21 protein-coding genes are annotated in these 21,093 nt (G+C 40.1%); all 21 read left to right on the top strand.

All coding sequences use genetic code 11. The features are described from left to right. Positions 1–9 precede the first annotated feature (9 nt). The 21 genes from EO117_RS07610 to EO117_RS07510 all read left to right on the top strand — a co-directional run bounded on the left by EO117_RS07610 (position 10) and on the right by EO117_RS07510 (position 20,930). Positions 10–729: an LmeA family phospholipid-binding protein gene (locus EO117_RS07610; protein WP_164727542.1), complete on the top strand. Its 720-nt coding sequence runs from the start codon at positions 10–12 to the stop codon at positions 727–729. Positions 730–737: 8 nt separating this feature from the next. Further along, positions 738–2,762: a DUF5693 family protein gene (locus EO117_RS07605; protein ID WP_126939875.1), complete on the top strand. Its 2,025-nt coding sequence runs from the start codon at positions 738–740 to the stop codon at positions 2,760–2,762. After that, on the top strand, positions 2,755–3,846 hold the full coding sequence (gene csaB / locus EO117_RS07600; RefSeq protein ID WP_126939883.1) for a polysaccharide pyruvyl transferase CsaB: 1,092 nt from the start codon (positions 2,755–2,757) through the stop codon (positions 3,844–3,846). The genes EO117_RS07605 and csaB overlap by 8 nt, the downstream gene beginning before the upstream one ends. A gap of 38 nt (positions 3,847–3,884) precedes the next feature. Continuing rightward, positions 3,885–4,712 (top strand): transketolase, encoded by an 828-nt coding sequence (locus tag EO117_RS07595; protein ID WP_126939874.1) that lies wholly within the window; start codon positions 3,885–3,887, stop codon positions 4,710–4,712. A gap of 2 nt (positions 4,713–4,714) precedes the next feature. After that, entirely contained in the window at positions 4,715–5,647 is a 933-nt protein-coding gene (locus tag EO117_RS07590) for a transketolase family protein (RefSeq protein WP_126939873.1), read from the top strand. 15 nt (positions 5,648–5,662) lie between these two features. Then, positions 5,663–6,349, top strand: a complete 687-nt coding sequence (gene ftsE / locus EO117_RS07585; RefSeq protein WP_126939872.1) for a cell division ATP-binding protein FtsE — start codon at positions 5,663–5,665, stop codon at positions 6,347–6,349. Continuing rightward, a complete protein-coding gene (gene ftsX, locus EO117_RS07580; RefSeq protein WP_126939871.1) occupies positions 6,339–7,226 on the top strand; it encodes a permease-like cell division protein FtsX in 888 nt (295 codons plus the stop codon). The genes ftsE and ftsX overlap by 11 nt, the downstream gene beginning before the upstream one ends. A 2-nt stretch (positions 7,227–7,228) precedes the next feature. Next, the gene (locus EO117_RS07575) at positions 7,229–8,404 is read left to right on the top strand and encodes a murein hydrolase activator EnvC (protein WP_371413096.1); all 1,176 of its coding nucleotides are present in this window, start codon (positions 7,229–7,231) and stop codon (positions 8,402–8,404) included. A gap of 8 nt (positions 8,405–8,412) precedes the next feature. Continuing rightward, positions 8,413–9,678, top strand: a complete 1,266-nt coding sequence (locus EO117_RS07570; protein ID WP_126939870.1) for a S41 family peptidase — start codon at positions 8,413–8,415, stop codon at positions 9,676–9,678. A 46-nt stretch (positions 9,679–9,724) separates the two neighbouring features. Further along, positions 9,725–10,996 (top strand): GTPase ObgE, encoded by a 1,272-nt coding sequence (gene obgE / locus EO117_RS07565; protein WP_126939869.1) that lies wholly within the window; start codon positions 9,725–9,727, stop codon positions 10,994–10,996. An 8-nt stretch (positions 10,997–11,004) separates the two neighbouring features. Continuing rightward, entirely contained in the window at positions 11,005–11,292 is a 288-nt protein-coding gene (gene yhbY / locus EO117_RS07560; RefSeq protein WP_126939868.1) for a ribosome assembly RNA-binding protein YhbY, read from the top strand. A gap of 22 nt (positions 11,293–11,314) precedes the next feature. Further along, positions 11,315–12,442, top strand: a complete 1,128-nt coding sequence (gene proB / locus EO117_RS07555; protein ID WP_126939867.1) for a glutamate 5-kinase — start codon at positions 11,315–11,317, stop codon at positions 12,440–12,442. A 3-nt stretch (positions 12,443–12,445) separates the two neighbouring features. Continuing rightward, complete coding sequence (locus EO117_RS07550) at positions 12,446–13,702, top strand: glutamate-5-semialdehyde dehydrogenase (protein ID WP_126939866.1); 1,257 nt, start codon at positions 12,446–12,448, stop codon at positions 13,700–13,702. A gap of 129 nt (positions 13,703–13,831) precedes the next feature. Then, positions 13,832–14,443, top strand: coding sequence for a nicotinate-nucleotide adenylyltransferase (gene nadD / locus EO117_RS07545; protein WP_126939865.1), 612 nt, complete (start codon positions 13,832–13,834; stop codon positions 14,441–14,443). A 71-nt stretch (positions 14,444–14,514) separates the two neighbouring features. Next, complete coding sequence (gene yqeK, locus EO117_RS07540; RefSeq protein WP_126939864.1) at positions 14,515–15,087, top strand: bis(5'-nucleosyl)-tetraphosphatase (symmetrical) YqeK; 573 nt, start codon at positions 14,515–14,517, stop codon at positions 15,085–15,087. Further along, entirely contained in the window at positions 15,088–16,182 is a 1,095-nt protein-coding gene (locus EO117_RS07535; RefSeq protein WP_126939863.1) for an LCP family protein, read from the top strand. It abuts the gene before it with no gap. A gap of 9 nt (positions 16,183–16,191) precedes the next feature. Then, entirely contained in the window at positions 16,192–16,551 is a 360-nt protein-coding gene (gene rsfS / locus EO117_RS07530) for a ribosome silencing factor (RefSeq protein WP_126939862.1), read from the top strand. Position 16,552: 1 nt separating this feature from the next. Next, positions 16,553–17,470, top strand: a complete 918-nt coding sequence (locus EO117_RS07525) for a S1 RNA-binding domain-containing protein (RefSeq protein ID WP_126939861.1) — start codon at positions 16,553–16,555, stop codon at positions 17,468–17,470. Positions 17,471–17,481: 11 nt separating this feature from the next. Then, positions 17,482–18,822, top strand: a complete 1,341-nt coding sequence (gene trkA / locus EO117_RS07520) for a Trk system potassium transporter TrkA (RefSeq protein ID WP_126939860.1) — start codon at positions 17,482–17,484, stop codon at positions 18,820–18,822. A 28-nt stretch (positions 18,823–18,850) separates the two neighbouring features. After that, a complete protein-coding gene (locus EO117_RS07515) occupies positions 18,851–20,365 on the top strand; it encodes a TrkH family potassium uptake protein (RefSeq protein ID WP_126939859.1) in 1,515 nt (504 codons plus the stop codon). Further along, positions 20,331–20,930 (top strand): MBL fold metallo-hydrolase, encoded by a 600-nt coding sequence (locus tag EO117_RS07510; protein WP_126939858.1) that lies wholly within the window; start codon positions 20,331–20,333, stop codon positions 20,928–20,930. The genes EO117_RS07515 and EO117_RS07510 overlap by 35 nt, the downstream gene beginning before the upstream one ends. The last annotated feature ends 163 nt before the right edge of the window (positions 20,931–21,093 follow it).

Below are 21,093 nucleotides of genomic sequence, written 5' to 3'. Positions count from 1 at the left end.
GGAGTGATCGTGAGAAATTTCTTTTTTAAAACAATACTATTTGTCTTGATACTAGGTGGTATCGTTATAGGCGGCTCATCCTTTTTCTTGCCTGCCCTTGTGAGCCATGAAGTAGAATCAAGACTAGAAGATACCTTACATCCAGAAGCACAGTCCATGCGCATTGAATCTTCTCCGGGATTTAAGTTAGCGCTGGGTGAGATTGACTCATTTCGAGGTTCCTTAGATGGGGTCACTTTAGGTAAACTGAAAGTACAACGATTAACATTTGACCTACGTCAAATCCAGATTGAACCTAAAGAATTATTTTTTAACCAACAATTGCGTTTTACTAGTTTTGGACAAGGTCATATTGAAGGAATTATCCATCAAGATGATCTGAAACGATACATTGAACAACACTTATCCAGTTCCAGTGCCAAAGGCTTGGCGATTGAAACTGTAGAGATTTCTGGTCATGGCGTTGCCATGAGTGGGCGTATCGATGTAGGCGGCTTCCTTTCTGGTAAGGTAACCATCCAAGGTCGATTAGAAATTGAAGGCAACACATTGCAGTTTGTAACAGAAAAGCTGTCCATTGGTGGAGCTAGTTTGAACCGCTTATCTAGTGGTGTGGTGAAATCAATTCCTCTCTATGATTTTGGAAAGTTTCCAATTCCTGTTCAATTGGATCGTGTAGAAACAGGGCGTGAAGAAATTCATGTGTTCGTGCATCCTGTTGCACAATAGGAGGGCTTATGAAATTAAAGACAATATCTATTTACACATGGATTTTATTGGCCTTTCTAGGTGTGGGCATTGTGAGTGGACTAATATTGGTGAAAGAACGACATCATATTGAGGCACAGCAGGAACAGATTGAAAATATCATCGACTATGATGGACTACTGCGTGCCAATGCTTATGAGAAGCGCTCCTTGTCAGAGGCAGTAGTAGCCGCTAAAGAATCTGGTATTACAGCGTTAGCAATTTATGATAGAACATTGCAAAAAGAAAGAGATGCAGGTCATATTCATATGTATAGCTCTAATGATTTAGAGCAATTGCAAGTTGCAGGTGTACAGCCTGGCCTTACCTATGTGGGGATGGTTTCTGGTAAAGAAGCTTACTTTCAAGAGGTACAGGAAGATTTAGTACGCCGCTTAGGCAAAGATAAAGTCACGGTATTGCAAACATCATTAGGTCCTATTTTAGGATTAGCGTTGCCAAGTGATTCTTTAAAAGATATGAACTTAGGTATTTCTAAATTGCAAGCTCAAGAAGTGGCGAATCTAGGATTCCATGTCATTGTACGTCCAACGAACTATAAAGGAGTGACTGTAGAAGATGTGGACCATGTGTTCCAACGTCTTGAGGGAGTTTCTAATATAACGGGAATGGTCTTCGTAGGTAAAGAAGCCTTAGGGTATCCATTGCATGTAGATCGTACGTTAGAACAATTAGAAGCACGCCATATTCCTGTAGTGGGGATTGAAGCAGTTAATCAATTGCAGTACTTCCCACAAGCTGGGTTCTTAGAAATGGCTAATGCCAATCACTATAAAGTAGGTAGATTGTACACTGTATCGAAAGAAGAAGTACGTAAGCTGACACCGGGTGAACTAGTACAATGGTTCTACATCAGTGACATTGAACGAAATATTCGTTACAACTTGTTCCCATTATATGAACAAGGCGTAGATAACAGAACAGCTTTAGAAACAACATTATTTGTAGCGAAACAAGTGACAGATAAGTTACAAGCTCGTGGTTTTACTACAGGGGAAGCTTCTATTTACCCGGTGTATACGCCGAACACTTTGTTACGATTATTAACGATGACAGGCGTAATAAGCTTAGCGACACTCACATTAGGTCAGATCATACGTATACGAAAACCATATTTACTAGGCCTATTTGCTGTGGGTAGCATCATTTCTATAGGTATTTATGTGATGACCATAGGTACAAAAATTATGTCGGCTTGGGCATTGGTAGCAGCTATATCTGCTCCAGTTCTGGCAATGACGATGATCTTTGATTGTTGGTCGAAACGGAATCATGAAGGGTTATCTCCATGGAGAAGCACTATAGAATCTGTAGTATATCTCGTGGTAGCAGCTTTGATTGCTGCCGTTGGTGGCATCAGTATAGCAGGCATGCTAGGTAGCACGCAGTTCTTTATGGAATTTGCCTTGTTCCATGGTGTAAAATTAACCTTTGTGGCGCCAGTAGTATTAACGGCTATCGCCTATTTACAACGCTTTCCAATTTGGAAAGGGAGAACTATTTCTTCCGTGAAAGATGTCAAATCTTTCATTACAGAATTTGTTCAAATTGATATTAAAGTCTATAGCTTGTTAATTCTTGGAGCTTTGGCTGTAGTAGCCTATGTCTTTGTAGGACGTAGTGGTCATACGGCAGGTGTGCCAGTACCGTCTTGGGAACTCGCTTTGCGTAGATTTTTAGAAAATACTATGTATGCACGCCCTCGTGAAAAGGAATTTTTAATTGGTCACCCAGCATTTATGCTGGCGGCCTATGCTGTGGGTCGTCGGATTCCGATGGTCTTACACTTTGCCTTATCCGTAGGGGCTGTCATAGGTATTGCATCCATGGTGGAAACGTTCTGCCATTTACGTACACCAGTGTACATGTCCATTGCTCGTGGTTATGATGGGTTGCTATTAGGTATTGTCATAGGTTTAATAGCCATTATAGCGGTACGATTCATCGGATATGGTATTCGTTGGTTCCAAGGACGAGGTGAAAGCCATGTGTAAGATACTCATTTCCGGTTATTATGGGTTCGGTAATGCCGGAGATGAAGCCTTATTGAGTTCTATTTTACAAGCCTTGCTTGAATTAGAACCACAGGCTGAAATTACGGTAATCTCTGGAAATCCCGTAGAAACTATGAACACTCACAAGGTGAAAGCCATAGGTCGCTTTGACATGTGGAAGATATACCGCGCTATATATTCTTGTGATATGCTCATCAGTGGCGGAGGTAGTCTGTTGCAGGATGTCACGAGTACACGTAGTCTCTACTATTATTTAAGTATCATCGCCTTGGCGAATACGCTGGGAAAACAGGTGATGATTTATGCTCAGGGTATTGGTCCTTTGCGTAAATCTTTGGCTCGTGCCACGGTGGGACATGTATTGAATCAAGTGTCTCATATTACTGTACGGGATCATGCATCAAAGGAAGAGTTACTTTCACTAGGTATTCATAATGTACCGATTACAGTGACGGCTGATGCGGTGCTAGGCATGCATCCAGTAGATACGTCAGTGGGTCATCAAATATTGGAGTCCTATGGAGTGTCTATGGACCGACCGATTGTGGGAGTATCTGTTCGATCTTGGAAAGGTTGCACAAAGTATCAACGAATATTAGCAGAGGCTCTAGATCAGATTCACAGAGCAACAGAGGCTCATATCGTATTTATTCCTATGCAACATACAGAGGATACGATGGAGGCAGAAGTCATTGCCAAGCATATGACAGTTACATCGACAGTTCTTGCTGATGTGTATAGCACGACAGAGCTATTGTCGTTGAGTAGTTCTGTGGACGTCATGATAGGGGTACGACTGCATGCACTAGTATTTAGTGCGCTAATGGAAACACCTTGCCTGGGGATCTCTTATGACCCTAAAATTTTAAACTTTCTTCATATGATAGGTGAAGAGCCAGTAGGTGATTTACATACATTAGAAGTAGAGCCTATTGTAGCAGGTACAATAGAAGCTTTGGAACGAAGTACTTTCACGGAAACAGTTTTAGAAAATATCCATGAATTACGAAGAAATGCATTAGAGAATGCCCGCATTGCCATTGGCATGCTGCATGATAAATAATTTGCCTTAAAATTGTGTATAACACGGGAGGGTATGGTATGTTAACACTTGAACAAAAACAACTGATACAAGAAAAAGCAAAAGCGATTCGTGTAAACATCGTGAAAGCAGTCACGTCAGCAAAATCTGGTCATCCAGGGGGATCTTTATCTATTGCTGATGTAATGAGTTTATTGTACTTTCAAGAAATGAATGTGAATCCAAATGAGCCAAAAGATCCTCATCGAGATCGTTTTGTCTTATCTAAAGGACATGCTGCACCAGCTCTGTATGCTACATTGGCAGAAAAAGGATTCTTTCCAACTGAAGAATTATTGAATTTGCGTAAAATAGATCATATTTTGCAAGGTCATCCAGATATGAAATATATTCCAGGTGTAGACATGTCTACTGGGTCCCTGGGACAAGGTATTTCAGCGGCATGTGGTATGGCACTAGCAGGTAAAATTGACGGAGCCTCTTATCGTGTGTATTCCGTACTAGGTGACGGCGAACTAGAAGAGGGCCAAGTATGGGAAGCAGCGATGTTTGCAGCTCATTACAAATTGTCCAACCTAACAGCATTTGTAGATTTTAATGGATTGCAAATCGACGGTGATATCACAAAAGTTATGAGTCCATTGCCAATTGATGAAAAATTCAAAGCCTTCGGTTGGCATGTGATTGTGGTAGATGGTCATGATTTAGATGCCTTGCATGCAGCGGTTACAGAAGCAAAAGCAACGACAGATAAACCAACTATGGTGATTATGAACACTGTCAAAGGTAAAGGTATCAAAGCTATGGAAGGCCAAGCAGGTTGGCATGGTAAAGCGCCATCACAAGAAGAATGTGACACATTTGTAGCGGAATTGTTGGAGGTGTAATCATGGGAAAAGCGACTCGTGAAGCATATGGTGCAGCCTTAGTTAAAGTGGGTGCCACTCATAAAGATGTTGTTGTATTAGATGCAGATTTATCAAAATCTACAAAAACTGATGAATTTAAAAAAGTATATCCGGAACGATTCTTTAATGTAGGAATTGCAGAGCAAAACTTAATTTCTGTAGGCGCTGGTTTGGCAGCAGCAGGCAAAGTCCCATTTGTGTCTTCATTTGCTATGTTTGCTACAGGTCGTGCCTTTGAACAAGTGCGCAATGCTGTATGTTATCCAAAATTAAACGTAAAAGTATGTGCCACTCATGCAGGAATTACTGTTGGTGAAGACGGTGCGACACATCAAAGTTTAGAAGATATATCTTGCATGCGTACATTACCTAATATGACTGTTGTGGTACCTGCCGATGCAGTAGAAACAGAAGCTGTCATCGCTTGGGCAGCGGAGTATCATGGTCCTGTCTATGTACGTTTAGGCCGTGCCGGTGTAGAAGATGTGACGCCAGAAGGATACATATTTGTGCCGGGCAAATCTCAACAATTGCGTGATGGTAAAGATGCCACGATTATTGCTTGTGGTGCTTTAGTGGGCCCTGCCGTAGAAGCGGCGGCTACGTTAGAAGCAGAAGGCATTTCTGTGCGTGTCATCAACATGGCTTCCATTAAACCTATCGATGCGGAGGCGATTGTAAAAGCAGCCAAAGAAACTGGACTGTTGATTACCGCTGAAGAGCATAATGTGATTGGTGGTTTAGGTAGTGCTGTGGCAGAAGTTGTGGTAAAAGAATGCCCAGTACCAATGGAATTTGTAGGTCTAAAAGATACCTTTGGTGAGTCTGGTACACCGAAAGAATTGATGGCAAAATATGGTTTAACAGCCACTGATATTGTAGCAGCTACCAAACGAGGTATAGCGCGAAAATAGGAAGGAAATGATAGAATGATAGAATTTAGAAATGTCCATAAAGTATACGACAATGGATCCGTTGCTTTAGAGGATGTATCGATTCATATTGAAAAAGGAGAATTCGTATTAGTCTGTGGACATTCTGGAGCAGGTAAATCAACATTTATTAAATTACTTTCACATGAAGTTACACCAGATTCTGGAACAGTTATTGTAAATGATGTTGATGTAACACGTATCAAATCTAGCAAAGTACCGTACTTACGTAGAAAGTTAGGAATTGTATTCCAAGATTTCCGACTTTTACCATCAAAAACAGTGTTTGAAAATATTGCTTTTGCTTTGGAAGTGATTGAGGAAAAGCCGAAAGTAATTAGAGATAAAGTACTAAATGTATTGGAACTGGTGGGATTGAGCGATAAAGCTAATGATTTGCCACAAGATCTTAGTGGTGGGGAACAACAACGGGTTGCTATTGCTAGAGCTATTGTGAATAAACCGTTAGTGTTAATTGCTGATGAACCGACAGGTAACTTGGACCCTCAAACAAGCCGCGATATTTCTGATCTTTTTAAAGCCATCAATAACTCTGGTACAACCGTAGTGATGGTAACACATGATATGGATATGGTGTCTTATCTAAACAAACGAGTGATCGCCTTAGAAGGTGGTCGTGTAGTAAGTGATCAAATGAGAGGGGCCGCATTCCATGAAAATTAGAACGTTTAAATATTATATTAAAGAAGCTATTCAATCCATGCGTCGTAATGGATTGATGTCCTTAGCATCCATTTCTACAGTGACTTTGTCCTTGTTTATATTGGGTGTATTTGCTTGTGGTGTTGTGAATCTTAATAATTTGGCATCCCATTTAGAGAGCCAAGTACAAATTAGTATCTATTTGAAAGATAATTTAACAACACCTCAGGTTATGGAGTTAGGCAAAAAATTAAAAGCATTGCCAGAACTGAAAGACATTGAGTTTGTTACAAAAGATGAGGCTATGAAACGTTTTAAAGAGCGTTTAGGAGAACAACAGCAATTGGTAGACTCTCTGGATGGACATAACCCATTGCCAACGTCTTATGTGTTGACTTTCAATACGCCAGACCAAGTAAAATCTACAGCAGAAGTAGTGTCTAAATATCCAGAAGTAGAAAGTGCACATTATGGACAAGATGTGATTGAACAAATTTTTGAAGTCACTAAAATTATTCGTATTGGTGGTATGGTACTTATTGCTTTCTTGGCTGGAGCTACTTTGTTTATCATTTCTAATACGATTCGTTTGACAGTATTTGCTCGCCGCAAAGAAATTGGTATTATGAAATATGTAGGAGCTACAAACTGGTTTATCCGTTGGCCTTTTGTATTGGAAGGTATGTTTTTAGGTGCTATCGGTGGCGCTATTGCGGGTGTCGCTACGTGGCAATTCTACCGTTATATTACAGTGGAAGTGATTTCCAACTTTGCTTTCATGCCACTAGTACCAATGATGCCATTTATCTATCAATTATCCGCAGGATTAGTTGTGGTAGGAATTGTAGTGGGTGCTATTGGTAGTACCATTTCGTTAAAACAATATATGAAAGTGTAGGAATGATGAAGAAAAAAACAGTAACACTAGTAACTAGTTTACTATGCGGTTCTATCATGATGGCTACACCGTACTGGTATCAAGCGGAAGATGAAGATTTAACCAATCAGTTGTCTAATATCCAACAGCAAATGACAAACGAAGCAAATAAAAAATCGGAAGCAGAAAAAACGATTGGTACCGTATATGAACAGTTACATGCTATACAACGTGATTTAGATACTGCTACTGCAGAATTAAAACAAGTGCAAGCAGATCGGATTCAATTAGACAAAGACATAACAAAAACAGAGACGGAATTGAAAGCAGCACAAGCACGCTTGCAATCCAGAGAAAAAGTATTTTATAAACGAGTGCGAGATATTTATATTAATGGTCGTTTAAGTTACTTAGATGTAGTGATTGGTTCTAAAGACTTTAGTGACTTTGCAAACCGTATGGAAATGTTGAAACGTATTCTACAATCTGATATGGAGTTGATTAACACCATCAAAACAGAACGGGAAGAAATTGCTAGTAAAAAAGCAAAGTTGGAAGCGGACCGTGCTAAGGTATTAGAATTAGAAAAAGTGGCGCAAGAAAAGCAGAACTTAATTAATCAGAAAAAAGCTGAACGCCAAGCTGTGTTAGAACGAGCTATGAATGACCGAGATACAGCAGAGCGTGCGTATAATGAGTTAATGGCATCCTCTGCAAGCATCACAGCTATGTTACAACAACGGGCAGCGGAACGTGCAGCAGCTGCTGCGGCAGCTAGCCAAGGAGGTGGCGGTGGTGTGACATGGGTGCAAGGTACAGGTCAATTATCACGTCCTGTTAATGCACCTATTACATCTAATTTTGGATGGCGTATTCATCCAATTTATGGTACTCGTCGTCTTCATGCAGGTACAGACTTTGGGGTGGATGAAGGGACACCAGTTCATGCTGCCGATGGAGGTGTTGTCGTAGAAGCTGGTTGGGTCAGCGGATATGGATACACCGTTATCATTGACCATGGAAATGGCATGTCCACCTTGTATGCTCATAATAGTGATGTAGCAGTCAGTCCTGGTCAAACTGTATCGAAAGGTCAAGTCGTTTCCTATTCTGGTAATACTGGTGGTTCTACAGGACCGCATCTTCACTTTGAAGTGCGCATTAATGGGGAACCAACAGATCCAATGGCATACTTATAGAGGAGACTATGAAAGATAAAGAAAAACAATCTATCTGGCATAAAGTTAAGGCTTTTTTCTTGGGTGTAAGATATGAAGTGATTACAAAGGATGAGGCGGGGAATATTGTTAGCATAGAAGAGGAGATTGAACAAGATAGTTTAAAAAATCTTATCAAATATTCTTTGCTCATAATAGTTACTTGGATAGTTACTTTTTTAATTGGACTAACGGCTTTCTTTTGGTATGTCTCAGGTTCGCCGTTGGGCATTGCCAAATTTGGATATACCTATTACATTACAACCCAATGGGCTATGGACCCTCCAGCAAAAGAAGAATTGTTTGTTAATATGCTGAAAGGACTAGTTAAAGGTACTCATGATAAACATACTGTCTATTTAGATAAGGATGCTATGAAAGAGTTGGAAATACATACGTCTTCTACTTATAGCGGCATTGGTCTATTACTGGACTTTTCTGATGGAAAAACTCTGAAAGTAGGAGCTACGATGGAAGGACAACCAGCGGAAGCAGCGGGCCTTCAAAAGGGAGACCAAATCCTTGCCATAGATGGAACACCTGTGTCCGATATCGAAAAAGAAGACGTAGCGAATCACATTCGAGGTAAAGAAGGAACTTTTGTAGTACTTCGTATTCTTCGCAATGGCGAAGAAAAAGAATTTTCCATTGAGAGGAAAACCATTGTGATGCCGACTGTAAAAGGGCAAATGTTAACAGACGATGTGGGCTATATTCGGGTCACACAATTTGCAGAAAAAACAGTAGATGAGTTTGCGAAAGCTTATGAGGAACTTCAATCTAAAGGGATGCAACGGTTAGTCTTAGACTTACGTGATAATCCAGGTGGTTTAATTACCACAGCTCATGGTATAGGACAATATTTAGTGCCAAAAGGGCCAATTGTAACTGTACAAACGAGAAGAGGGAAAACGACAGCCTATATGTCTAAAGGAGAGCATAATCTTATTCCGTTAGTTGTATTGATTAATGGTAATTCTGCAAGTGCCTCAGAAATTATTGCTGGTGCTGTGCAAGATACAAAATCAGGCACTATTGTAGGAACAAAAAGTTATGGCAAAGGTACTGTGCAGAGCGTAGTACAAGGACTTGACGAAGAAGGGCTAAAGATTACTATTGCTCGCTATCATACACCAAATGATAGAGTTATTGATGGTATTGGAATTGAACCAGATGAAGTTGTGGAGCCGTCCAAAACAAATCCTGAAGAGGATGTACAAATGGAACGTGCTATTGAAATTGTAAAATCTCTATGATATAGCGGCTTCGGCCGCTCTATCTATAGGGCTAGAGGAAAAAACTATGTTTATAGATCGTGCCCGTATATTAGTGAAAGCGGGAGATGGCGGTAATGGTATGAGTAGTTTCCGTCGAGAAAAATATGTACCACAAGGGGGACCGAATGGTGGCGATGGAGGTAAAGGTGCTGACATCATTTTAAAAGCTGATAGAAATATCAATACACTTGTTGATTTTAGATATAAACGTCAATTTAAAGGCGATACTGGTGGTGCTGGACAAAGTGCCAATAAGCATGGTCGTGGTGCTGAAAACTTAATCGTCTCTGTTCCTTTGGGAACGACGATAACCGACGAAGAATCAGGAAAATTAATGGCAGACTTGGTCGAAGATGGGCAAATATACATGGTGGCTAAGGGCGGCCGAGGTGGTCGTGGTAATGCACGTTTTCAAACGAGCGCTAACCGTGTACCAACCTTTGCTGAAAAAGGAGAGCCTGGGGAAGAACGTTGGTTAAATTTAGAACTTAAGGTGCTAGCTGACGTGGGATTATTGGGTTACCCAAGCGTGGGTAAATCTTCTATCATCCGCAAAGTGTCTTCTGCAAAACCAGAAGTCGCAGCGTACCACTTTACGACATTAACTCCAGTATTAGGGGTAGTATCTGTAGCGCCAGGTAAAAGCTTCGTTATGGCAGATATTCCAGGTTTGATTGAAGGAGCTAGTGAAGGTATTGGCTTAGGACATTCCTTCTTACGTCACGTAGAACGTAGTAATATTTTGCTCCATGTATTGGATGTATCTGGATTAGAAGGTCGTGACCCTATTGAAGACTTTCATAAAATTAATGAGGAGTTATCTAAATATAGCGAAAAATTAAGCAAGAAAAAGCAATTGATTGTATTGAACAAAACAGACTTGTTACAAGATGAAGACACATTGCCAAGAGTGACAAAATACTTTGTTGATCAAGACTATGAAGTATTTGCGGTGAATGCATTGACTGGAGAAGGGTTGTCATCATTAGTAGAACGTGCATGGTACTATGTAGAAAACTATGTGCCAGAACCAGAAGTGGTGGATGACACTGTATACTATGAGGCAAAACCCGATACAGATTTCGTCATTACTCGTGGCGATGATGCATCGTATATTATCAGTGGCTCTCGTATTGAAAAATTGGTGGCTATGACGAATCTTGATGATGAGCAGGCACTACGAAGATTCCAAAAAATTTGGCGCTATATGGATTTAGATGCGGAATTGAAAAAACGTGGCATTCAAGATGGCGATGAAGTAGTCATTGGTGACCAACGATTTACATTCCATGATTAGGAGATAGAATGACAGGCAAACAAAAGCGATATTTACGTGCCTTAGCAAGCACTATGCCGGCAGTGGTGATGATTGGTAAAGGGGGATTGGAAGATCCTGTTATCGACAGTGCACGAGCTGCTATTACAAAACGTGAATTAATCAAAGTAAAAGTATTAAACAACTGCTTAGAGGATCCAAAAGAAATTTTGCCTCATTTAGCAGATATGTTAGGAGCAGAATTAGTACAAATCATCGGACATAATGGTGTATTATATAAAAAAGCAAAAGATCCAAAAATTGAGTTGCCAAGATAATCAATCCGTGTGAGGTGAAGCGATGAGAGAAGAATTACGACAGGCGAAACGAGTGATTGTTAAAGTAGGAACGAGTTCACTAACCCATGCAAATGGACGCATTAACATTGATAAAATGGAAGTGTTAGTCCGCCAAATTTGTAATTTAGCCAATGCAGGAAAAGAAATGATTTTAGTTTCTTCTGGGGCTACTGCCGCCGGTCTTCCCTCATTGGGGTTCACGTCAAGACCCGATGATATTGCTTTAAAACAAGCCGCAGCCTCTGTGGGACAAGGGATTTTGTTGCACATGTATGAGAAGTTATTCGCTGAATATGGACATACGGTAGGACAAATTCTTGTAACCCGTGAAGATACGGTGAAACGTAGTCATTATCTGAATTTACGGAATACATTGACGGCCCTCATTGGATTAGGAGTTATTCCTATTATCAATGAAAATGATGTGGTGGCTATCGATGAGTTTAAAATTGGCGATAATGATACATTATCTGCTAACATTGCTAGCATTATTGATGCAGATGTATTGATTATCCTTTCGGATATCGAGGGTTTATACACAGCGAATCCATCGACGGATCCAACAGCTACCTTAATTCATGAAGTAGAGGCTCTTACGCCGTACATTTATGAAATTTCCGGGGGTGCTGGGTCTTCCTTGGGGACAGGTGGTATGTATACGAAAATTCAAGCGGCTCATATTGCAACGAATTCCGGTGTTCATATGGTCATTGCCTCTGGGGATCATGCAGATAGTATTAAGGCTATCATGAATGGAGAAGAACGAGGTACCCATTTCTGGCCACATCGAGATGTGCCGCAAATTAAAAAGCGCTGGATGGCATTTGGCACACGTTTACAAGGGTCCATTCATGTGGACAAAGGATGCCGAGATGCGTTACTCACCAATGGGTCCAGTATTTTACCAGTAGGCATTCTATCTGGTGAAGGACAATTTGAAGAAGGGGATACCATATCTATCGTTCATGATGGAGAGGAAATCGCTCGTGGTATTGTGAACTTTAATGTATCTGATTTGCTTAAAATTAAAGGCCATAAATCACAGGATATCCCTAGTATTCTAGGCGTTCGTGATACCTATCATGTAGTGGTGCATCGAGATAACTTAGTTGTCTTACGACAGGAGTAAATTATGAATCCATATACTGCATATTTTGAAAGTTTAGGCAAAGCAGCACGATCAGCCTCTATGGTAGGACAAGTACTGAGTACAGACGATAAAAATCGTATCTTGGAACAGATTGCTTGTGACTTAGAAGTGGCAATCCCAACTATTTTAGAGGCGAACAATATGGATTGTTCTGAGGCTAAAGAGAATGGAGTTCCTTCTGTGATGATGGATCGACTTCGATTGACGAAAGAACGTATTGAAGGTATTTGTGAAGGTGTTCGCCAGGTAGCTAACCTACGGGATCCGATTGGTACAGTGCTAGAAAGCAGAACACTATACAATGGCTTGCGTATTGAAAAGCGACAAATTCCTATTGGTGTTATCGGAATGATTTATGAAGCTCGCCCTAATGTGACAGTGGATGCAGCTGCCTTAGCTATTAAGACAGGCAATGCTATCATTCTTCGTGGTGGTAAAGAGGCATATCATACAAGTGAGGCGATGGTACAAATTATGCAGGGGTCTTTAGAGCGTTGTGGTGCCCCTAAGGAACTTGTTCAATTAGTATCTATTCTAGACCGTGAGGCTGTAGGTGAATTGTTAGCACAACGGAAATGGATCGATGTGATGATTCCGCGAGGTGGAGCAGGATTGATTCAATTTGTTGTAAACAATAGTAAAATTCCTGTTATAGAAACAGGAAGTGGTGTTGTCCATGGTTATGTGGATGCATCTGCTGATGAAACAATGGCATTACAGGTATTGGAAAATGCAAAACTATCACGACCATCGGTATGTAATGCTATGGAAACCATTTTGTTACATGAAGAAAGACTACAAGATTTAGGCCCTAAGATTGTAGCTATGTTAGAAGAAAAGGGTGTTACTATCTATGGGGATGTACATATTCAAAGCTTATCTTCTCAGGTGAAGCCTGCCTCAGAGGATCATTGGTGTACGGAATACAATGATTATATTGTGAATATTAAGGTTGTATCCTCTATTGATGAAGCAATTACACATATCAATACATTTGGTACGAAACATTCTGAAATGATTCTTACAGAAGACCTAACACAGGCAGAACGTTTTATGAACTTGGTAGATGCTTCTACTGTGTATGTCAATGCATCTACGCGATTTACAGATGGTTTTGAATTTGGTTTAGGGGCTGAGATTGGTATTAGCACGCAAAAACTCCACGCCCGAGGACCTATGGGGTTAGATGCCTTGACAAGTTATAAATATTTCGTCTTTGGTCATGGACAGATACGATGAAACTTGAGTATGTAAAAGCTTACTTTCAGTATATGAAGTCTCCTAAAGGGGCTTATGAATGGAAGTCTTACGGCATCGTATTAGCCATACTAGGTATAGTATCTCTAGTGTGTATAGGGGCGTGGTTATATGGTAGATAAGAGAAAGCGAATCGGAATTTTAGGCGGCACCTTTAATCCTATTCATTTAGGCCATCTTATGATTGCAGAAATGGCGTTAGAGGCATTTGGTTTGAATCGGGTGATTTTTGTGCCTGCTAAGGAGCCTCCACACAAGGAAACAGATGTGATTGAATCGAAATATCGGTTAGAAATGGTACGTGCAGCGGTACTGGATAACCCCAATTTTGTGGTATCAGATGTAGAGATGCAACGTGAAGGGAAATCCTATACTATTGATACATTACGGTATTTTCATGATGTGTATGGACCTACTACGGAATTTTTCTTTATTGCAGGGACAGATACGATTCAGAATTTACCAACTTGGAAATATATTGAGGAACTGCTCGATATGTGCGAGTTCATCGGGGCCATTCGTCCTGGTGCGACGGATGATATCGGTGAAAGTATCGAATGGTTTGGACAACGAGAAAGTCGTATTCATATTTTAGAAGTGCCAGAAATGAAGCTTTCCGCTACGGATTTGCGTCATCGATTGCGTCATGGATTGTCTACCCGATATATGTTGCCGAGATCAGTATACCAATATATTAAGGAACATAAGATATACAATACATGAACTTACCATTGTTGAAAATGGAGTTAATGATGTAATATCCCGTAGAAAGGTATAGGCTAGTGAAGGATACAATGACAATAGAAACATTACAATATATTGTGAAAGGACGGCTTTCACCAAAACGATTTGCCCACACACTAGGTGTGGTGGATATGGCAAAACGATTAGCTAAACACTATGGAGCACCAGTGGATCAAGCAGAAATGGCGGCATTATTACATGATGCTATGAAAGAAAGTCCCTTACAAGAGATGCAATCATTGGTGAGAGAGGCTCAGATACCGGTGGACTCGGAGATGCTGAAAAATGGAGCATTATTGCATGGGTCAGCAGGAGCTGCCTATGCTAAGCTGACGTTACATATCCAAGATGAAGCTATTTGTGAGGCCATTCGTGTTCATACATTAGGCAGTACACATATGAGTGTGCTGGATAAGATTATTTTTCTAGCAGATTATATTGAGCCGAATCGCAGCTTTCCTGGTGTAGAAGAATTACGGGATTTGGCATTCCAAGATTTAAATGCTGCTGTTGTTCAAGCCTATGATGGGACGATACGTCATTTGCTAGATCAAGGGTTAAGCATACATGTGGATACTATTCGAGGTAGAAATAGTGTATTATTAGAAAGGTCAGATGGATAAATGGATCAAAAGATACGACGCAAACCACGTCGAAATGGACTGCGTTGGGGACGAATCATAGGAGCCCTCATCCTCCTAATAGTAATCGTAGGATTAACAGTGTGGGGGATACGCAGCGTGGTAAGTTCTCTATCACAATCTAGTACTACCAGCCAAGAATCACATGTATTGCCGGCTGTGACAAATACAACCCCTATCGATATGAGTTCTATTAAGACTTCCTATATGCTGGTTGTAGGTGTGGATAAAAGTCAACCACAACAAGCAGATGCACTATACGTAGTGGCTTTCAATTTAGATGCTAAAACTATGCAGATTATCGGTATACCTAGTAATAGTAAAATTATTAATCGTCATAATGAGGCACCACAACGAATTAATGATATGTATGCGCAAGGTGGCATTGAATTGACGAAAGCCGTAGTGGAGGATATGTTCCATATCGTTATTCCATATTATGCGGTGGTAGACCAAGACAGTTTTCACTCTATAATGAATATTTTTGGAACGCCTAGTTTATATGTGGAACAATCGATGGTACATCGAGATGCAGCCTCTGGTGAAGTGGATATCAATATTCATCAAGGATACCAAGATTTGACGAATGATACAGCCTTTGGATATATGCGATTCCTCAATGATGAAGGGGATACACTAGCACGGACAATGCACCAAGAACGTTTGTTAAAATCTATGTTGGAACGAGAACGTAATCATGTCAGCTTAGGAACGGCGTTCCGAGTATGGAGGCAATGGAGTCATATTAGTACTAATGTGAGTACTTGGGATGGGGTTCGTTTTCTCACAAAAGTGATTGAATTCCCTAAAGATAAAGTGCGTTGGTATATTTTACCAGGATCGCCAGAGACAATCGATCATGTGGACTATTGGAATGTAGAGCCAGTGGAATTGCAACAATTGATAGGTATAACAGTAGGAGATATTCCAAGTGATGCAGAAGTAATTCCTGTGATTGGAGACTCCCCGAAAGATGGAGCCAAGGACTCTTCCAAAGGAACTGGAAAAGGATCTAAGGATAAGGAAACAGAGGGCACCAAGGAGAAAACAGAACCTGGAAGTCCTACAACAAGATAAGGAGTTAGAATGAAACAGAAACAAGATATATTAGGAACGGTAAACATCTTAGCACAAGCTGGCTATGATAAAAAAGGCGAAGATATTTCCATTATGGATATGGAAGGTCTTACGATGTTAGGGGATTATTTCTTAATAGTCACAGCCAATAATGTGAAACATGCTCAAAGTGTGGCAGATGCTATTGAAGATGCTGGTGCAGAACAAGGGATGACTGTGATACATCGTGAAGGCTATCGAGAAGGCGATTGGATTTTGCTTGATTTTGGTGATGTGATTGCCCATGTATTCACAGGTGAATACCGTCATTTTTATGGCTTAGAAGAATTGTGGAAGGATGCACCGAGAGAATCCTTTGAAGGAGTCTAATATGGCTAGTAGCTTATCAGAAAATACTATTGCTACTCTCAAAGTATTACGTCAAAGTGATCAAGGGTCTTTCTTGGATGGTCAGACAGGCAATACGAATGACGATATTTTACTGCATAAGGACCAACAAACTAAGTCCGTTACGATTGGTGATGAAGTGACAGTATTTCTCTACAAAGATCCGAAGGGGCGTTTAACGGCGAGTATGCGTTTACCTGCCATGAAAGAAGGCCAGATTGGCTATGTCGAGGTTATCAATACAACAAACTTTGGCTGTTTTGTAGAGGTGGGAACGGAACGGGGGATTTTCATGCCTCATGCAGAAATGCGTGGGCGCCCTCAAAATGGTGAAAAAGTTTGGGTTCGCCTCTATAGTGATAAATCAGGCCGTTTAGCAGTGTCTATGGATGTAGATGATGCTATGCGTCGAGCCTCAAAACCAGCCACAGAGGCTAAGATTGGTGGCATGGTGAAAGGTGCTATTTATAACATGACTAGTGAAGGGGCATTTTTGATTACCCCTGAACGATGGATTGCTTTCATGCATCGTAGTGAAATGACAAAATCTTTAAAAGTAGGAGAACTTATCGAAGGTCGTATTACCTTTAAACGTGATGATGGACGTATCAATATTTCTATGCGTCCTGTCAAAGAAGAGGCACTCGCTTCGGATGGCGCTAAAATTATGACTTATTTAGGCAGTCGTCATGGACGTATGCCCTATGGGGATGGTACATCAGCTCCTATTATTAAAGATAAGTTCAATATCAGCAAGGCAGCTTTCAAACGTGCTTTGGGGCATCTGATGAAAGCAGGTTTGATTGTTCAAGAAGAAGGTTGGACCCTATTAACAGATAAAGGGCAAACCACTTTACTAGAGGCGGATGAACAATCTGCTACAGTAGAGGAAACAAATTAGGGGGATATATCATGAAAATTGTGGTAGTAGGTGCTGGTAAAGTAGGATATTCTTTGGCACAGCGATTGTCGCAAGATCAACATGATGTGTATGTCATTGAAAAAAATGGAGATCGCATTAAAAATCTAGAAAACAATTTAGATGTAAATTTAGTGCAAGGGAATGGTAGTAGCATCGCCTTATTGCAAGAAATAGGAATCGAAGATATTGGTATGCTTATTGCTGTAACGGATTCGGATGAAGTTAATATGCTTGCTTGTATGCTTGGTAAAGCGGCAGGTATTCCTAAGACGATTGCTCGAGTTCGGGAAACAGAGTACGAAAATGATACCAATGCACTCATCCGTGAGAGATTAGGAATAGACCTTTTTATAAATCCAGAAATGGTAACGGCTCAAGAAATTTATAAAATTCTAAAAACGCCAGCTGCATTAGATGTTGAAGAATTTGCTAGCGGAGCTGTGCGGTTAGTAGAATTTAAAATTCGTAATAATCATGATATTATGGGCATTCCGTTACGTTCCCTAGAGTTGCCACCTAATGTATTGGTGGTTGGTATTATGCGTGGGGGAGAAATGATTATCCCACATGGTAATAGTACGTTAGAATATATGGATAATGCGTTCTTTCTAGGGGCCACTGAAAGCATTGATACCGTAGAGGAATGGTTACATGAAGCTACTCGGCCTACACAACGTGTTGTTATTATTGGGGCAGGTCTTATTGGTCGAAATTTAACACTGCTTTTAGAGCAAGATGGGTATGATGTAAAAGTTATTGAAAGAGATATCGAACGCTGTGAACAATTAGCTGCTATAGTAGACCGTTCTATTGTAATTCATGGTGATGGAACAGATATTGATCTATTAGGGGCAGAAGAAATTGGTGATACGGATGTTATTATTTGCCTAACAGATGATGATAAACTGAACTTATTGGTGGCATTATTAGCGAAACATATGGGGGTACCTAAGGCATTTGTTCGTGTAGGACGATTAGAGTATATTACGTTAATGGAACAGGTAGGTATTGATGTAGCTTTTTCACCAAGATTATTAACATCTGGACAAATTTTACGATTAATACGAGAAGATGAAAATCTTATTAATATTTTTACCTTTGAAGGATCTAAAGCTGAAGCGGTAGAAATAGAAGTTACGGAAAAAACATCTTTGATTAATAAATATTTAAGAGACTTAAAGTTGCCGGGAAAATCCTTAGTGGGTGCCATTGTCAGAGAACATCAAACGATTGTTCCTAAAGGAGATACTTTGTTGCTTGAAGGAGATCATATAGTGATCTTTACATTGCCAGAAAATATTAACACTTTGTTAGCATATATTAATAAATAAGAAGGGATTTTTGAAAGGAGAAGGAGTCATGCGCATTCAAAATATTATGCGAGTCGTTGGACAAGTGATGCTCATTTTAGCTTCCTTCATTATGGTTCCCTTTTTCTTTGGTATATTGGATGAAGGGACTTTTTACTACTCGTTTCTTATCACATCATGTATAGCAGGAGGAGTAGGGTTCCTATTATATCATTATGGGACAAATACGAATGTGTATAGTGTACGAGATGGGTTTCTAGTAGTGAGTGCAACTTGGATTCTGGCTTCTATATTTTCTGCATTGCCTTTTTACTTTAGTGGAGTGCTTGAACAATTTGTAGATGCTTTATTTGAAGCCGTATCAGGTATCACGACTACTGGTGGAAGCATGATTGATGATGTTAGTGCTTTGCCTAGAGCATTTATTTTATGGCGTGGTCTCACCAATTGGATTGGCGGCATGGGGATGATTGTGTTAGTCCTAGCATTCTTGCGAAATTTAGGGACGGGGGTTGCTCCATTGGTGGAAGCGGAAGCCTCTGTGCCAAGACCAGGTGTTGTATTACCACGGATTCAATCTATGGCTGGGAATTTGCTTAGAATTTATTTAGTGTTTACTTTTGCTTGCACCTTTTTATTATGGCTAAGTGGTGTTGGCGTATTTGAAGCCATTAATTTTACCTTTGCCACAGTGGCTACAGGAGGCTTGTCACCGATTACAGGCAGTGCATTTAAATATGCTGATTCTTATTTAGTCTGTATCATATTAGTAATATTTATGATATTGGCAGGTGGGAATTTTGCAGTCTATCAATCTGTATGGCAACGGGGAATCAAAGAGATTTGGAGAGATTTTGAGTATAGAATCTATCTTATGACATTAACCATTGGTTCAAGTCTGGTTTTATTTGCCTTAATATGGGAAGCCGGAGATGCCAATGTTGAACATTTACGAAATGCTATTTTTACACTTGTTTCTATGCAGACTGGGACCGGATTTGCCATTGCAGATTATAACTTATGGCCTAGCTTAGGGCAAATGGTATTATTTATGGGAATGTTCTTTGGTGGTTGTAGTGGTTCAACTGCAGGGGGACTTAAAATCATACGGATAATTATCTTGGCAAAAAGTAGTATTCTCTACCTCCGGAAAGCTATTCATCCTGATATGGTACAATTGGTACGACTCAACGGTTATGTATTACCTAATAAATGGTTACAAATTACACAACAGTTCTTTTTTCTTTATATGCTCGTCTTTGGTATTTCCTCTGTGATTATTTCCTCAACGGGATTACCGTTGGCAGATGTATTACCATTGGTAGCAGGAAGTTTGGGAAATGTTGGTCTTGCATTTGGCTCATTAGGACCCACGGAAAGTTTTACCATATTGGCTCCTATTGCAAAGATAGTTTGTATTATTGATATGTTATTAGGACGGTTAGAGCTATTTACCTTATTGGTACTATTACATCCAGGATTTTGGCGTGGATATTTTACAAAGAAAGAAAAAGGATATAGACGATTCGATGGACATCATAAGAACGCCACAAGGCTTGTATAAAACAAATTGTTATATTCTGAAAGAAAATGGGTACGCTCTAATTATTGATCCAGGGTTTCACGGTCAACGTATTATAAAAGAATTACAGGATGTGGTACCCGTAGGGATTGTGTTGACCCATGGTCATGCAGACCATATTTGTGCTGTCGATGCCATAGTAGAGGAGTACCATATCCCAGTATATATGCATGCTAAGGATGAGGAATTATTAGTAGTCAAACGGCGTATGCCATCGGGATATAAAGAACGGTTTACTTCGTCATATATTGCGTTGAAAGAAGGACCTTTACAGATAGGGCCTTTTTCTCTAAACATATGGGAAGTTCCTGGACATAGTGCAGGTAGTATATTGGTTGGATATCAACATAGTTTGTTTACAGGAGATACATTGTTTAAGGGAACCGTAGGAAAAGTGAATACCTATAATGGTGATCCAGTGGCTATGAAAGTCACATTAGAAACAATAAAAACATTAAATCCATCCTATGTGGTATATCCTGGTCATGGTGTTAGCACTACATTGGCATACGAACTAAAAACAAATCCGTATCTATTCACACCTTGAGTTAGCGATGAATTGTGCTCAGAATATAGGGAACTGTAGTTGATTAGACTCTGCTTAGATAGGTTTCAAAGAAATACAAAATCTTTCTTAAATTGCAAGTAGAAATTGAACACTTTGATATAAATAATTTAACATCGTGAAAGAACCCTTAAAAGATACTTAG

Source organism: Veillonella sp. VA142 (assembly GCF_003992135.1).
GTDB lineage: Bacteria > Bacillota > Negativicutes > Veillonellales > Veillonellaceae > F0422.
The sequence above is the reverse complement of the archived record's forward strand: the minus strand, read 5'-3'. Positions and strand labels throughout refer to the sequence as shown.